This window comes from Streptomyces sp. NPDC004647, assembly GCF_040609575.1.
Classification (GTDB): domain Bacteria; phylum Actinomycetota; class Actinomycetes; order Streptomycetales; family Streptomycetaceae; genus Streptomyces.
Genome location: NZ_JBEXKU010000073.1, coordinates 1 through 15,532 on the forward strand (window position 1 = coordinate 1; position 15,532 = coordinate 15,532).

Here is a 15,532-nt window from a genome sequence, read left to right on the forward strand (position 1 = left end):
TGGCGCTCGGTCTACACCCCCGACGTCCTCGCCGTCGGCGAAGGCCCCACCGCCTGGACCGACTTCTTCACCCAGCAACTCCGCTGGTCGCGCGGGACCTACGAGACCATCCTCAAACAGTTCTGGAAGGCACCCTTCACGCTGCCGTTCGGAAAGCTGTTCAACTACACGCTGATGGTGATCTTCTATCCCATCTCGGCGCTCAACTGGATTCTCGCGGCCCTGAGTTGCACGCTGTTCCTCGGCTTCGGCGCCTCCGGCATCCAGATCGACCCGACGATGTGGATGATGCTGTACGGTAACGCCTCCGCCCTGCAGATCGGCCTCTACGTCTGGAACCGGCGGCACAACGTCTCCCCGCACGAACCCGAGGGCTCCGGCGGAGTCGCGGGCATGGTGATGTCCGCGCTGTCCGCCCCCATCTACGCCCGCTCGCTGTTCGACGCGGTGCTGCGCCGCAAGAGCAAGTTCGTGGTGACCCCGAAGGGCGACTCGTCCAGCCCCGACACCCTCTTCGGGACCTTCCGCATCCACCTGTTCTTCCTGCTGGTCTTCGGCGGCTCGCTCGCCGCGTCCTTCGTCTTCGGCCACAGCCACCCGGCGATGATCGTCTGGGCCACGCTCGCGCTGGCCATCACCGCCTCGCCGATCTTCGCCTGGGCGTGGACCACCCGCCAGGCGAAGCGGAAGAAGAAGGCACGGCACGGCAACGGCTCCCCGCCCGGCCCTGGCCGCTCAGGCGGCTCCAGCGACTCCGGTGACTCGGGCAGCGCGGGCGGCTCGGGCGGCCCCGGCGCCGGCGGACACGCACCCGCCGGAGACCCACAGCCGCCCGGCCGGGCAGCCAACGACCAGACCATGCAGATCGCCCTTGGGGGACGTAACACATGAAGTACCGTCCAAGCCGTCGCACCCGCCGCATAGCGATAGGTGCGACGGCGGTGCTCGTGCTGGCCGGCATGAACGGCCCTGCTCTGTACCGCTTCAGCTCGGAGAAGTACCACGCCTACAAGATCAACCAGCCGGAGTACAAGGCGGAGAACGGCCACTGGGACATGCTGGACGTCCCGGACGACTACCAGATCAACACGATCCACGCGGCCCTGCTGCACACCGGCAAAGTGCTGCTGATCGCCGGCTCGGGCAACAACGCCAAGATGTTCGCCTCCAAGACCTTCCGCACGGTCCTCTGGGACCCGGAGAAGAACACCTACAAGAACATTCCGACGCCCAAGGACATGTTCTGCGCGGGACACACCCAACTCCCGGACGGCAAGCTGCTGGTGGCGGGCGGCACCCAGCGCTACGAGAAGCTCCAGGGCGACGTCGACAAGGCCGGCGGCCTGATGATCGTCAAGAACGAGGACCCGGACAAGCCCAAGACGCTCCCCGCGGGCACGCTCTTCACCGGCAAGACCAGCGGCAAGACGTTCCAGTCCAAGGACAACCTCCTCGTCCCGCGGGCGAAGAAGAAGGTCGACCCGGTGACCGGCGCGGCGACCGTCAGCGCCAGCGAGGCTCGGGTCTACGTCGAAGCCCGCCGGAAGGGCAAGCAGTACTCCACCGGTGACACCGAGAACTACCGGATCCAGGGGCTGAAGGGCGCCGACGCCAAGAACTTCTACGGCATCGCCAACAAGCTCTCCTTCGACAAGAAGGACTTCCAGGGCATCAAGGAGGCATACGAGTTCGACCCGGTGGCCGAGCGCTACATCACGGTCGACCCGATGCACGAGGCCCGCTGGTACCCGACGCTCACCACCCTGGAGGACGGCAAGGTCCTCTCCGTCTCCGGCCTCGACGAGATCGGCCAGGTCGTCCCGGGCAAGAACGAGGTCTACGACCCCGAGACCAAGAAGTGGACCTACCTGCCCAAGCGGCGCTTCTTCCCGACCTACCCGGCGCTCTTCCTCACCCAGGGCGGCAAGATCTTCTACACCGGCTCCAACGCCGGTTACGGCCCCGCGAACAAGGGCCGCAAGCCCGGCATCTGGGATGTGGAGACCAACGACTTCGATGTCGTCCCGGGCATGAGCGATCCGAACATCCTCGAAACCTCGATGTCCGTGATGCTGCCGCCCGCCCAGGAGCAGAAGTTCATGGTGATCGGGGGCGGCGGGGTCGGCGAGTCGGAGAAGTCCAGCGAGAAGACCCGCCTGGTCGACCTCACCGCGAACAACCCGCGCTTCAAGAACGGCGCGCCCCTCACCGAGGGCACCCGCTACCCCGGCGGTTCGATCCTCCCCGACGACTCCGTCTTCGTGTCCGGAGGCTCCGCCGACTACCGCGGCCGCAGCGGCAGCAACATCCTCAAGGCGCAGATCTACGACACCAGGGCGGGCACCTTCCGCCAGGTCGCGGACCCGACCGTGGGGCGTAACTACCACTCCGGCACCCTGCTGCTGCCGGACGGCCGGGTCATGATCTTCGGCTCCGACTCGCTCTATTCCGACGACGCCAACACCAAGCCCGGCGTCTTCGAGAAGCGCATCGAGATCTACACCCCGCCGTATCTCTACCGGGATGCGCGGCCGAAGCTCGTATCCGGCCCGGACTCGGTCGAGCGGGGCGACACGGCGAAGTTCAGGACCGAACACGCGTCAAGCATCAAGAGCGCCCGGCTGATGCGCCCCAGTGCCGTGACCCACGTGACCGACGTCGACCAGCGCTCGATCGCGCTGGACGTGAAGAAGACCGGTGACGGCATTGCCGTCACCGTGCCCAAGGACCGCTCGCTGGTCCCGTCCGGCTGGTACATGCTGTTCGTGACGGACGACCAGGGAACGCCGTCCAAGGGCGTCTGGGTCGAGGTCCCGTAGGTTCGCGGGTTGCCGCCCCCTCCCAGGACGAGACGTGAGGGGGGCGGGGCCGGGGTCCGGAGTCAGGAGGCCCCGGCCCGCTTCCCGGACCCCCACCGCCCGGGACTCCACTGCCCCCGGCCCGGGACACCCGGGCCGGGGGCAAGGGCCGTACGCGCTAGCTCTTCGCGTTGCGGGCCAGCTCCAGGGCGTACTTGGGCCACCAGCGCCCGGCCGTCGGACCGCCCTTGCAGTCGCCGTCCGACTCCCCCGGCCGCTTGATCCAGAGGTACGCGTCGACCAGCTCGTCACCGGTCTTCGTCGTCGGTGGCTCGCCGAGCGCCCGGCCCTTCGGGTTGCACCAGGCCTCCGGGTCTTCCTTCCCGGGCGCCGGGCCGTTCCCGTTCCGGCTGGTGTCGATCACGAAGGGCTTGCCGCCGACCTTGCCCGACAGCTTCTTTCCGTACGCCGTGTTCTCCGCGGTCGTCTGGTAGTTGGAGGTGTTGAGCGCGAAGCCGTCGGCCTTGTCGATGCCCGCCCGCTTCAGCGGTTCGACCATGCGGCCGGGATCGGTGATCCAGTGCGGATTGCCCGCGTCCAGATACACCTTGGTCCGCGGCAGCGACCCCAACGTGTCCACGGCTTCGGTCAGCAGCGCGAACCGCTCCTCGTGGAACTTCTCCGGGGTGCAGCCGTCCTCGACGTGCGGCAGGGCGTCCGGCTCCAGGACGACCGTGGTCCTGCGGTCCCCGATGCCCTTGACCACCTTGCCCAGCCAGTCGCGGTACGCATCGCCGTCCGCGGCCCCGCCCTTGGAGTACTGGCCGCAGTCGCGGTGCGGGATGTTGTAGAGCACCAGCAGCGCGTCGCGGTCTGCCTTCGCGGCGGCCTCGGTGAAACCGCGCGCCTGCCCCTCCGGGTCCTCGACCCCGATCCACTCCGCGACCGGCTGCCGGGAGATCCTCTCGATCAGCTTCGCGTCCTCGTCGCGCCCCTTCTTGCGGTAGGCCGAGGCCTGCTTGGCCGCGTTCCCGTCCGGGTTCACCCAGTACGGAGCACGGGACTTGGGCTGCTGGGAGCCGCTCCGCGCGTCGTCGTCGGCGTCGGGCGAGGAGAAGCAGCCCGACAGCGCGAGCAGCGCCCCCACCGCCGCCACTCCTGACTTCAGCCGGGTGCCTGCAGCCCCGGCCCCCCCGAACCCGCGGCCGGTGTAACTGCCGTACATCCACTCCCCCTTGGCTGCACTTTCCGGGGCACACCCCCGGACCCCCTGCGGGACAAGACCGGTCGATTCATCCTGACACACCGTTCCGGCGACTCACGAGACCGGCCGATGTTCGTCGAGTAGCTGTTACAGCCCCCGACTCCGCCCTGCCCGCACGCCGTTCACCGGCCCGGAAGCCGACCCGTCAGCTTGGCCGCACCCCCGTCAGATACGCCGAGACCACGACATTTGCGGTGTAGGCGTGGCGCTCCGCGTCGTAGCTGCCCCCGCAGGTGATCAGCCGCAGCTCCGCCCGGTCCTGCTTGCGCGGGCCGTACACCCGCTTCGGGTCGAAGCGGTCCTTGGTGAAGACCTCGACCGCCTCCACCGTGAATTCGGCGACGGAGCGGTCGTCCCTGACTACCCGTACGCGCTCGCCCGGCTTGACCCGGCTCAGCCGGTAGAAGACCGCGGGCGCGGAATCGGTGTCGAGATGGCCCACGAGGAGCGCGGCGCCGGCCGTGCCCGGCTCGGGGCCGCCGCCGTACCAGCCGACGAGGTGAGGGCTGGCGACCGGCGGGGGGTCGACGCCGCCACGCTCGTCCAGACCGCGCTCGACGACCTGCGCCCGTACGCCCACCGAGCCCAGTTCGACCCGCTCCGGCCGGGCGGCGGGCAGCGGCCCGTGGGCGGGCGGCAGCCGGGTGCCGGCCGGGCGGCCCACCGCGGCCACGTCGCCGGTCGCGGGCGCGGCGATTCCATGGCCGTCGGTGATCCGGGCTCCCCACAGCCACAGCCCGAGGAGTACGACCGCCCAGGTGACCCCGGCGAGCAGCCGCCCCGCCCCGTTGCAGATGCACCGGTGGTCGGACACGGCGGCCCGCCGCCTCAGCCGCCCGCCGAGCCGGCCCGGCGGCGATGCAGGGCGATAGCGGCGAAGGCCAGCCCGGCGCCGCCGGCGAGACCGCCCGCGACCATCAGGTGCACCATGCCGGGGCCGTCGTGTTGCGTGGTGAGGGCCGCGGTGCCGCCACCTCCGGCCCGTACGGGCGCGGTCGGGATACCGGGACCGGCGATGACGGTGAGCGTGCCCTCGACACCGCAGTCACACTTGATCTTGTACTTGCCGGGGGACGTGCCGCTCCTGATCTTCGCCTCGGCGAAGAGGGCACCGTCGCTGTGCGGCGCGAGCTGGGCGTCCGCGACGAACACCTCGGACCGGGCCGAGACCTTCTTCGTGCCCTTGCAGCCCTTGACGAGGACCTCCACCTCGGCGCCCGCCGCGGCCGCAGAGGGTGTGACCTTGATCGAGCCGGACGAGAGGTTGCTGAGGGGGTCCTCCCCCGGGCTGTCGAGGCCGGACTCGGATTCGAGGCCCGCGTCGGAACCGGAGTCGGAGCCGGAGTCGGACCCGGTGCCGGAGTCGGCGTCGAGGGATGACGGCGAGGACGGGGCCGACGACGGTGCGGAGGGGGCGGCGGAGCCCGCCGGTGTGCCGGGCGCCGATTCCTCCACCGAGCCGGGGACGTCATCGCCCGGGCCGAATTCGTCCGCGTAGGCGGGAAGGGCGGTCGCCGAGCAGAGGGCAGCGGCGGCGATCGCCACGGCCGCGCGGCGGGAAAGGCGGGAAAGGCGGGAAAGGCGGGAAAGCTGGGTACGCCGTAGAGAGCCCATCGTGAACCTCCTCTTACGTCAGAAGGTTCGCGCGCGCCCCGGCCGCCCGCATCCGGAGCGTCACCTCACTACTCCGTCCGGTGACACTAAACGCGTTCGACGAGGTCCGCGATGGAGTCCGCCACGGTGGACGGCCGGAAGGGGAACCGGTCGACCTCGTGCGGCTTGGTCACCCCGGTGAGCACGAGGAAGGTCTCCATTCCGGCCTCCAGTCCCGCCAGCACATCGGTGTCCATCCGGTCGCCGATCATGGCGCTGGTCTCGGAGTGCGCCCCGATCTTGTTGAGCCCCGCCCGCATCATCAGCGGGTTCGGCTTGCCGACGAAGTACGGATCCTGCCCGGTCGCCTTGGTGATCAGCGCCGCGACCGAGCCGGTGGCGGGCAGCGCGCCCTCCGCGGACGGGCCGGTCTCGTCCGGGTTGGTGGCGATGAAGCGGGCGCCCGCATTGATCAGCCGGATCGCCTTGGTCAGCGCCTCGAAACTGTACGTGCGGGTCTCGCCGAGTACGACATAGTCCGGCTCGACATCGGTGAGGACGTAGCCGATGTCGTGCATGGCGGTGGTGAGGCCCGCCTCGCCGATGACATACGCGTTGCCCTCCGGCCGCTGCTCGTCGAGGAACTGCGCGGTGGCCAGCGCCGACGTCCAGATGTTCTCGACGGGCACATCCAGGCCCATCCTGTTCAGCCTGGCGTGCAGATCGCGAGGGGTGTAGATGGAGTTGTTCGTCAGGACGAGAAACGGTTTTCCGGACTCGCGGAGCCGCTTGATGAAGGAGTCGGCGCCGGGGATCGGGATGCCCTCGTGGATCAGCACTCCGTCCATGTCGGTGAGCCATGACTCGATCGGCTTGCGCTCTGCCATGCCGGACTCCTGCCGTACGCCGTGTGCTGCCCGCCTGCTGCCGCGGGCCGGGGACGCCGGCGGCACCGCGGTGTGCTGCGCCGACGGCCCCAGCCTAATCAGGTGGCGCGGGCCCTGACCCCGGCGATCACCCATTCATTGGCGGCGCGCCGGTCGCGGACGCCCGCGCGTGGTGGTTCCGGGCAGCTCAGGAGCCTACGGCCGGCCCGGGAACACGGCGACGTCTGTCACGACGGCGACGGCCGTCACGAGTCGGCCGGGCCGGCCGGGCCGGCCGGGTCCACGCCGAGACCTGTAGTCCGGGCCAGGGGGCTCGGAGCGGGGAGCGATGTCGGTCCCGGTGACCGCAGCCGTCCCCCCGGCAGCAGATGAACGCAGCAGCCCGCGGCTTTCGGCCGCCGAACCACAGCGGTCACCGGGCCATCTCAGCCATCTCACGTAGGAGGACGGCTGGTTGGGGCCCGGCGGCGCGCCGGTCGAGGCGGACCGTGGCGGACGACCGGGCAGGGCGGGGCCCTACGGACGGGGATCCCGAGGGGTCCGAACCAAGCGGAGGCGGGGCTCAGCGGGTGCGGCGGGCCAGGACGACGAGGGTCACTCCGCCCAGTACGCAGAGACCCGCCGCGCCGAGGAGCCAGGTGAGCCCGTCCCTGCCGGTGCGTGCGAGCTCTCCGGCCTCGGCGGCGGGCAGGGGCCGCCGCTCCTGGTCTTCCTGCAGCCCGGATCCGTCGGACCGGCGGAGTGGCTCCCGGCCCTCGTACCCTTCCGCCTTGCCCTCCTTGCCCTCCTTGCGCTCCTGGCCCTCCTTGCCCGGCTCCCGCTGCTCATCGGAGCCGTCCCCGTCACCGTCCCCGACGTCGCGGATGGCGAATTGGTAGTCGTTGGACTCGCCCACCCAGTCGCCGTCGTCGTCGCGGCGCTGGACAGTAGCGACATTGATCTTCGCGCCGTCCTCGTCCGTGCCGCCGGCGAACCGCATCCGCACCTTCAGGGTGACTGTCTTCCTCGGCTCGACGACAAAGCCCTTGAAGCCGCGGGCCTCGAACACACCGATGTGCTCGTCCCGGTCGGTGGTCTCGAAGGTGACCGGCCGCCACTGCTCCTCCCCGGGGATCTGGAATTCCAGGCCGATGCGGTCCGCTGCGAGTTTCCGGTCGTTGTCGACGAAGACGATGACGGGATGGATGCTCCGGCACGCGGTGCGCGTCGTATTGCGCAGATCGAGCTTCCAGATCTTCCAGTCGCCACCGGGCGGGTAGGCCTTCGGCCCGCGCTGGATGCGGGGCCGGATGGGGAAGCCGGCGCTGTCGGGGTCACCGCAGTACGGCTCGAGGCGGCGTCCGTTCGGCGTGGACGGGTCGGCTGCCGCTGTGCTTGCGAGGCCGAGGAACATCAGGGCTGGTGTGATCGCGGCCGTGGCGACTCCGGCGGCGAGGGCTGTGCGCAGGCGCATGAGGAACCTTCGGGTGCTCGCGGCGGTCGGCTGCGCACCGGCCGGTTGGGCGGACCGGTACCCGCAGGACCCTGCCACGCGAGTCCGTTCCGGCGGCCGCACCACGAAGGCCGGGCCCCGATTCCCCCTCGATCAGCGCATGGTCGGCTGATCCGATGGGGTCGTGATCGGATCGGCCGACTCCGTCGACGCTCTCTGGGCGCCGGCACTCCTGGGCTCCATCGTCTCCGTCGGCTCTACCGGCCCTATCTGCCCCATCGAGCCCATCGACCCGCTCGGCCTTATCGGCTCCGCATGGCCGAACAGCGGGGCGAGGACCAACTGCGCGGCCCCGTACGCGACAGCCCGCTCGCCGTGGGGCGCGAGGGCGACCGGGACCGTACGCCCGCCGCCCGCACCGTCACGCGCGGCCCGCTCGGCGAGCACCGTCGCCACACCTCGTACGAACACCTCCGCCTCCGCGACGGCCGTCCTGCCGCCGAGCAGCACGCGGTCGATGTCGAGCAGCCCGACGAGGTTGGCCGCGCCGGTGCCGAGGACGCGCGCCGCCTCCACGGTGTCGCCGCGGGCGACGGCGGCCAGGCACAGCGCCTCGATGCAGCCGCGGTTGCCGCACTCGCACGGCGGCCCGTCGAGCTGGACCACCTGATGCCCGAACTCCCCGGCTCCGGTCCGGTCCCCGCGGTACAGGCCGCCACCGAGCACCAGCCCGGCACCGAGCCCGGTCCCCAGATGCAGATACGCGAACGACTCGGCCGTACCGGTGCTGGCGCCGACGCCGGATCCCGTGCCGACGCCGGCGCCGACGCCTGTGCCGACGCCTGTGCTGGTTCCGGTCCCGGTCCCGGTCCCGGTGCCGCCCGCTGTCGCGCCCGGTACGCCCGCCGTACGTCCGATGCCCTCCACCGACGTCGCGGCTCCGCGCAGCGCGAGGCCGAGAGCAGCGGCGTTGGTGTCCTTGTCGAGGACGACCGGCAGCCCGAGCCGCTCGGCGAGCGCGTCACGCAGCGGATAGCCGTTCCAGTGGGGCAGCCCGGTGACCCGGCCCAGCACTCCGCCGCGGTGATCGAGCGGACCGGGGCACGCGAGCCCTACCCCGATCACGGGACCGCCTTCCCGCAGCAGTGCCCGCACTTCCGCAACCGCCGTATCGAGTACGTCCGCGGCACGCGCGCCGAAGTCGAACGGCGCGGTCCGCACCGCGATCGGCTCCCCCGTCAGATCGGTGAGCACCGCCGTCAGCTCGTCCCGGTCCAGGTGCAGCCCCACCGCGCTGCGCGCCCGCCGTACCAGCCGCAGCACCGTACGCGGCTTGCCTCCGGTCGAGGCCCGGCGTCCCGCCTCCGCCGCCAGGCCCTCCTCACGCAGCCTCGCCGTGATCTTGCTGACCGCCTGCGGAGTGAGCCCGGTGCGTTCCGCGAGCTCCAGGCGGCTGATGCCGCTCTCCCCCGCCACGCGCAGCAGATCGAGCACGAGCGCGGCGTTATGGCTGCGCAGCGCGGGCAGGTTGGCTCCGGAAATTCCCCTGTTCACCCGACCATTCTCCCTTGCGCTTGCAGTTTGGCAACACCGTTGCTTAAGTGGACTCCATGACAGGCACGACAGGTATGCCGGGCACCGGCACCCCCCTCCGCGTAGGCCTCGTCGGATACGGCCTCGCGGGCTCCGTTTTCCACGCCCCGCTGATCGCCGCGACCAGCGGTCTGGCCCTCGACACGGTCGTCACCTCCAACCACGAGCGACAGGCCCGGGCCCGCGCCGAACACCCCGGCGTACGGTGCGCGGCCTCGCCCGACGAGCTGTGGGACCGCGCCGACGAGCTCGACCTGATCGTCATCGCCTCCCCCAACCGCACCCACGTACCGCTCGCCACCGAGGCGCTGAAGGCGGGGCTCCCGGTGGTCGTGGACAAGCCGATCGCCGCCACCGCCGCCGAGGCGCGCGAGCTGGCGGCCCTCGCCGACGACCGCGGTCTGCTGCTGTCCGTCTTCCAGAACCGCCGCTGGGACAACGACTTCCGCACCCTCGGCAAACTGATCGCCGACGGTGAGCTGGGCGAGGTCCAGCGCTTCGAATCGCGCTTCGAGCGGTGGCGGCCGCAGCTCAAGGGCGGCTGGCGCGAGTCCGGCGACCCGGCTGAGATCGGCGGTCTCCTCTACGACCTGGGCAGCCACGTCGTCGACCAGGCGCTGGTCCTCTTCGGCCCGGCCGTACGGGTCTACGCCGAGTCGGACACCCGCCGTCCGGGTGCGGAGGCCGACGACGACACCTTCATCGCGGTCACCCACGCGAACGGCGTCCGCTCCCATCTGTGGATGAGCGCCACCACCGCCCAACTCGGCCCGCGCTTCCGAGTCCTGGGCAGTGTCGCGGGCTATGTCAAGTACGGGCTGGACCCGCAGGAGACCGCCCTCCGGGACGGTCTGCTCCCCGGCACCTCCCCGGACTGGGGCCAGGAACCCGAGTCACTGTGGGGCCGGTTGGGCGCGGGCGAATCGCCGCTGACCGGCGGCGGCACCCCGGTCCGTACGCTCCCCGGCGACTACCCGGCGTACTACGCGGCCATCGCCGCCGCGCTGCGTGACGGGACACCGCCGCCCGTGACGGCGCAGGAGGCCGCGGCGGCCCTGGACGTCCTGGAAGCCGCGCGCGCCTCGGCGCGCGAGGGCCGTACGGTCACGATCGGAGCGGGCGCGTGACGGCCCCGGAAGGCCGGGAAGGCCTGACCCCCGCAGCCACGCCCGCACCGGCGTCCGCACCGGCGTCCGCAACCGATCCCGCGGCAGCCGCCGAGGCGCTCATCCCGGACCTCGAGGCCCAGGAACGCCGCCTGGTGCTGCGCTCCTTCACCCACGAGGACGCCTGGCACCTCGGCTCGCTCCTGGTGGAGCTCGCCCGGCTGCGCGAGGCCCCCCTCGTCGTCGACATCCGCCGCGGGGCGCAGCAGGCCTTCCATTACGCGCTGCCGCGCAGCTCGGCGGACAACGACGCGTGGGTGGACCGCAAACGGCGGGTCGTCGAGCGATACGCCGAGAGCTCGTATCTGGTCGGTGCACGCTTCCGCGCCAAGGGGACGACCTTCGAGGCGTCCTCGCGGCTGGACCCGGACCGGTTCGCGGCGCACGGCGGATCGTTCCCGATCCTGGTCGAGGGCGCGGGCATCGTCGGCACGGTCACGGTCTCGGGGCTGCCGCAGGACGAGGACCACGCACTGGTCGTCGAGGCGCTGGAGCGCTTCATGTCGGCCTGACCGGGCCTTCTCGACCCGGCTGCGCTCGCTCCGGGGGTCTCCCTCGGGCCGGCGGCTGCCGAAGCCGGGCTCCTTGAACGGAAGTTCACCGGTGCGGGCTGAACGGCGTGGTGCCGGTCCGCGTAAGTGAGTGTGAGGGGTAGGGAGGCGGGCCTGCGGGCCCGCCTCCTTCTTTGCTCTACGGGGGCGTCCTTTGCTCTACGGGGCGTCGGCGGCGGGATTCACTGCGCCGGGGTGGCGGGTAGCGCTTGCGGTACCGGAACGGGCGGCCGGGCGGGAGCCTCTGTGCCGGCGTCCGGTGGGCGAAGCGGGATCCGCGCACCGGAGTCGGCAAGCGGGACTCACCGCACCGGGCGGCGGGCGAGACTCGCTGCCCCGGGCGGCGGGCGGGGGTTACGCGTCCTTCAGTTCCTGCCGTTGGCGGCCCAGTCCGTCGATCTCCAGCTCGACCACATCCCCGGCCCGCAGATACGGCTTCGGCTCGGGGTGCCCCAGCGCCACGCCCGCCGGCGTACCGGTGTTGATGACGTCGCCCGGGTACAAGGTCATGAACTGGCTGAGGTACCGCACCACTTCACCGACGGGGAAGATCTGGTCGGCGGTCGTGCCGTCCTGCTTGATCTCGCCGTTCACGCTGAGCCGCAGCCGGAGGTCCTGTGGATCCGGCACCTCGTCGGCGGTCACCAGCCAGGGGCCGAGCGGGTTGAACGTCTCGCAGTTCTTGCCCTTGTCCCACTGTCCGCCGCGCTCGATCTGGAACTCCCGCTCCGATACGTCGTGCGCGACCGCGTACCCGGCCACGTACCCGAGGGCCGCCTCGGCCGACTCCAGATAGCGCGCCGTACGCCCGATGACGATGGCGAGCTCGACCTCCCAGTCGGTCTTCACGCTGCCGCGCGGCACGAGCACCGCGTCGTCCGGACCGACCACCGTGTCCGGGGCCTTCATGAAGACGATCGGCTCCTCGGGGATCGCCGCTCCGGTCTCGGTCGCGTGGTCGTGGTAGTTCAGCCCGATGCACACGATCTTGCCGATCCGGCCCACCGGCGGCCCGATCCGCAGTCCGGCGCTCTCGAGCACGGGCAGCGCCTCGGCCGCGGCGACGGCCCGTACGCGATCGAGTGCGTCCTCGTCGGAGAGCAGCACCCCGTCGATGTCCGGCACCATGCCGGAGAGGTCCCGCAGGACCCCGTCCTCGTCCAGCAGCGCCGGGCGTTCCGCCCCCACCGTTCCGACACGCAGCAGCTTCACGGTCGCACTCCCCGGGTCGAGGGGCGGGCCTGCCGCCCTGACTGGCCGGCCGATGGAGGACGGCCATCGGTCAAGGACTTGGCCGATCCTCCAAGGCGTTGTTCCAGTCCGCAAGACCCCGTTCACGTACTGGACCGTCACGTGGACGTACGGGCTCCCGGCCCGGACGTCGGTGCCAGGTGCTCTTCCGGGTTCTCGGTGGGCAGGTCGCGCGGCCGGACGGCGGAGGTGGCAGCGCGGTGGACGATGACGACAGCCGCGAGGCCGACGGCCAGGCCGGCGGCGGTCTGCAAGCCGAACGGCTCGCCGAACATGAGGGCGCCCCATACGGCTGTGACCGGTGCCATCAGGAACATGAGCGTATTGACCTCGGTCACCCCGGAGCGTCGCAGCACGAGCCAGTACAGCCCGTACCCGCCGAAGGTGGAGAGGGCCACGAGCCAGACGATCGCGCCCCAGAACGACAGCTCGGCAGGCGGCGCCGCGGCGCCGGTGGCCACGGCAAGGCCGGTGAAGATGACAGCACTGGTGGCGCAGTGGATCGTCATCGACACCAGGGGGCTCACCTGCGTGCGGGAGCGGCTTTCCAGGAAGGTGGCCGCAACCAGCGACAGCATCCCGAGGAACGGTACGAGGTAGGCCCACCGGGGCACGCCGCCACCCGCCGCGGCCGTGGCGTCGGCCGTGGTGACGAGGGCGACGCCGGCCACCCCGAGGCACAGGCCGAGCCACTGCCTGCCCGAGACGTACTGGCGCAGCAGCGGTCCGGCGAGTGCGCCCGCGACGAGGGGCTGGATGCCGTCGATCAGGGCCGTGGTTCCGCTGGAGACGCCGAGTTGGATCGCGTAGTAGACGGTGAGGAGATAGCCGCTCTGCGACAGCGCGCCGATGGCTGTCTGCCGTAGGACGTTCCGCGCGGTGAGACCTCGCCACGACGCACCGTCGAGGGCGAGGGCGACAACGGCCAGAACGACGGCCAGCGGCAGGAACCGCCACATCAGGACGGTGACCGCGCTCGCGCTTCCCGCGCCGAGCTTGGCCCCGATGAAACCGGAGCTCCAGCAGAGGACGAACGCGACCGAGAGCAAGAGCTTCACGCCGCACCGCCTGGTAGACAGATCGGTATACTCATTCCGCCCACTATACAGATCGGTATAGTCTTGGGATATGGGCACTACGACGACGCCTGAGCGGATCACCATGACCCCTGGCGCGCTGCGCGTACTGAAGGCCGCTGCGCAGCTGTTCTACGAGCGCGGGATCCACGCGGTCGGGGTGGATCTGATCGCCGCCGAGGCGGGGGTGACGAAGAAGACGCTCTACGACCGGTTCGGCTCCAAGAGCCAGATCGTCGTGGAGTACCTCGCAGACCGCGACGAACGCTGGCGGGCCTTCCTCGCCGAGCGTCTCGCCGCTGCACCGGCGGCGCCCGAAGAGCGCGTCCTGGCGGTCTTCGAGGCCTCGAAGGCGTGGATGGCGGAGAACAGCCCCAGGGGGTGCAGCATGGTCAACGCCCATGCCGAGATCAGCGACCCGTCCGATCCGGCGTACGCGATCATCACCGGGCAGAAGAAGTGGATGCTCGCGCTGTTCACCGACCTCGCCCGGGGGATCGCTCCGAAGCGGGCCGGCCGGCTGGGCAAGGCGCTCATGCTGCTCCACGAAGGAGCACTTGTGGCGGACGGCTTGAACATCTTCGAGGACGCCCTGGGCCATGCCCGGCGGCAGGCGCGGTACGTCCTTGCTGCCGATGCCGGCGTCGATGCCGGAGTCGACGCCGACGCCGACGCCGATGCCGATGCCGCGGGCACCACCGCCGACAGCCGCGAACAGGAGCAGGGCCAGGAGCAGGGCCAGGACCAGGCCTGAGACGGCCGGTTGAGCGGCCCCCCGGCTCGAGAGCGACCGACACGGCTCCCGTTCGGCGCGCCACGGATGCAGGGCACTCCACCGAGCAACGCGCACAGGAGGTTCGCCCAGGCCCCGAAGGCCTGGTCGCTCAGCGGCAGTTCATGACAGCATCCAGCCGGTTTGAACCTGGGTCCACCGATCGGCGGACCCAGGATGCGTGCGCACGCGGTCAGTTGGGGCGTCGAGCCGCCGCATCAAGCGGCTCGCCCGCGCCTCAGGCCGGTAGCCCGTCGGCCTGTCCGTCTACGGAAGCGTGGCGGGCGTCGGTTCGACGCGCCGGTATCCGTCCCTCAAGCCTTGCCCCGGGCCAGGGCCGCGGCGGCCGGTGTCGCGCCGTCGCGGTCCCGGTCCCGGTCACGGTCACGGTGGAGCCAAGCCCGCTCGGCCGCGGTCCAGGCGGTGGTGGTGGCCAGATACAGCCCGGCGGCGAGCGGTACGACGGCGGCGGTGATGAGCGTGCCGAAGGACAGCAACGGCAGCACCTTGGCCATCCCGGCCATGTTCGGCATACCGGGCACTGCCGCTTCCTGCGGGGCGGTGGCTGCCGGAGCTGAGGCCGCGGCCCTCCGTGCCCGGACGTAGGTCCAGCCGGCCACGGCGGCGATCGCGGCGAACAGCCCGACGTACACCAGACCGTGCGCCCCGAAGACTCCTCCGTCGCCGAGCGCGTCCGCCCAGCGCCCGCCGAGCGGCGCCCCGAGCAGCTCATGGTCGAGCAGACCGCCGCCGCTGCGGGTGAAGAGGTGGTACATCACGAAGAACACGGGAAGTTGGAGCAGCATCGGCAGACACCCGGCCAGCGGCGAGGAGCCCGACTCGGCATACAGCTCGCTCATCGCACGCTGGAGACGCTCCGGGTTGTTCTTGTGCTTACGCCTCAGCTCTGCCATCCGCGGCGCGAGCGCGGCCCGCGCCTTCTCCCCGCGCGCTGCCGCCCGTGCGAGCGGATGGAGTACGAGCCGCACACACAGGGTGAACAGGACGATCGCGGCGGCCGTCGCCGAGGCGCCGAAGAACGGGTCGAGCGCGTCTGCGATCTGGGTGAGCAGCGCACCGAGGGATGCGAAAACGGACATGGTTGAGCCCTCCACGGGGTCTCGTCGTGCCGGAATGAGGATTCGGCGT

13 protein-coding genes and 1 pseudogene are annotated in these 15,532 nt (G+C 71.1%); 5 read left to right on the plus strand and 9 right to left on the minus strand.

Annotation, left to right across the window (positions count from 1 at the left end; translation table 11 throughout):
* On the plus strand, positions 1-891 hold an 891-nt coding region (locus ABZW18_RS26745), incomplete at its 5' end, for a glycosyltransferase (protein ID WP_356191981.1).
* Positions 888-2,819 carry a galactose oxidase-like domain-containing protein gene (locus ABZW18_RS26750; protein ID WP_356191983.1) on the plus strand — a complete coding sequence of 644 codons (1,932 nt, stop codon included), beginning with the start codon at positions 888-890 and terminating at the stop codon, positions 2,817-2,819. The genes ABZW18_RS26745 and ABZW18_RS26750, both read left to right, overlap by 4 nt.
* A 157-nt stretch (positions 2,820-2,976) precedes the next feature.
* On the opposite strand, the gene ABZW18_RS26755 is transcribed toward ABZW18_RS26750, so the two are convergent.
* The 6 genes from ABZW18_RS26755 to ABZW18_RS26780 form a co-directional block, all read right to left on the minus strand.
* On the minus strand, positions 2,977-4,023 hold the full coding sequence (locus tag ABZW18_RS26755) for a glycoside hydrolase family 6 protein (protein WP_356191985.1): 1,047 nt from the start codon (positions 4,021-4,023) through the stop codon (positions 2,977-2,979).
* A gap of 184 nt (positions 4,024-4,207) precedes the next feature.
* On the minus strand, positions 4,208-4,876 hold the full coding sequence (locus ABZW18_RS26760) for a class F sortase (RefSeq protein ID WP_356191988.1): 669 nt from the start codon (positions 4,874-4,876) through the stop codon (positions 4,208-4,210).
* Positions 4,877-4,890: 14 nt separating this feature from the next.
* Entirely contained in the window at positions 4,891-5,676 is a 786-nt protein-coding gene (locus ABZW18_RS26765; RefSeq protein ID WP_356191990.1) for a hypothetical protein, read from the minus strand.
* An 86-nt stretch (positions 5,677-5,762) separates the two neighbouring features.
* Positions 5,763-6,542: an HAD-IIA family hydrolase gene (locus ABZW18_RS26770; RefSeq protein ID WP_356191992.1), complete on the minus strand. Its 780-nt coding sequence runs from the start codon at positions 6,540-6,542 to the stop codon at positions 5,763-5,765.
* Between the two features lie 562 nt (positions 6,543-7,104).
* Positions 7,105-7,995: a hypothetical protein gene (locus ABZW18_RS26775; protein WP_356191994.1), complete on the minus strand. Its 891-nt coding sequence runs from the start codon at positions 7,993-7,995 to the stop codon at positions 7,105-7,107.
* Between the two features lie 132 nt (positions 7,996-8,127).
* Complete coding sequence (locus tag ABZW18_RS26780; protein WP_356191996.1) at positions 8,128-9,528, minus strand: ROK family transcriptional regulator; 1,401 nt, start codon at positions 9,526-9,528, stop codon at positions 8,128-8,130.
* A gap of 56 nt (positions 9,529-9,584) precedes the next feature.
* On the opposite strand from ABZW18_RS26780, the gene ABZW18_RS26785 reads away from it, so the two are divergent.
* Together ABZW18_RS26785 and ABZW18_RS26790 are read left to right on the plus strand one after the other, a co-directional pair.
* The gene (locus ABZW18_RS26785; protein WP_356191999.1) at positions 9,585-10,694 is read left to right on the plus strand and encodes a Gfo/Idh/MocA family oxidoreductase; all 1,110 of its coding nucleotides are present in this window, start codon (positions 9,585-9,587) and stop codon (positions 10,692-10,694) included.
* A 101-nt stretch (positions 10,695-10,795) separates the two neighbouring features.
* Positions 10,796-11,245: a heme-degrading domain-containing protein gene (locus ABZW18_RS26790; protein WP_356192038.1), complete on the plus strand. Its 450-nt coding sequence runs from the start codon at positions 10,796-10,798 to the stop codon at positions 11,243-11,245.
* 393 nt (positions 11,246-11,638) lie between these two features.
* Here ABZW18_RS26790 and ABZW18_RS26795 read toward each other — a convergent pair whose 3' ends face one another.
* Positions 11,639-12,496, minus strand: a complete 858-nt coding sequence (locus tag ABZW18_RS26795) for a fumarylacetoacetate hydrolase family protein (protein WP_356192001.1) — start codon at positions 12,494-12,496, stop codon at positions 11,639-11,641.
* 137 nt (positions 12,497-12,633) lie between these two features.
* Positions 12,634-13,593: a DMT family transporter gene (locus ABZW18_RS26800; protein WP_356192003.1), complete on the minus strand. Its 960-nt coding sequence runs from the start codon at positions 13,591-13,593 to the stop codon at positions 12,634-12,636.
* Between the two features lie 70 nt (positions 13,594-13,663).
* On the opposite strand from ABZW18_RS26800, the pseudogene ABZW18_RS26805 reads away from it, so the two are divergent.
* Positions 13,664-14,245: pseudogene (locus tag ABZW18_RS26805) on the plus strand (helix-turn-helix domain-containing protein); the annotation flags it as partial.
* 452 nt (positions 14,246-14,697) lie between these two features.
* Here the strand turns inward: ABZW18_RS26805 and ABZW18_RS26810 are convergent.
* Positions 14,698-15,483: a YidC/Oxa1 family membrane protein insertase gene (locus tag ABZW18_RS26810; protein ID WP_356192006.1), complete on the minus strand. Its 786-nt coding sequence runs from the start codon at positions 15,481-15,483 to the stop codon at positions 14,698-14,700.
* Positions 15,484-15,532: the final 49 nt, after the last annotated feature.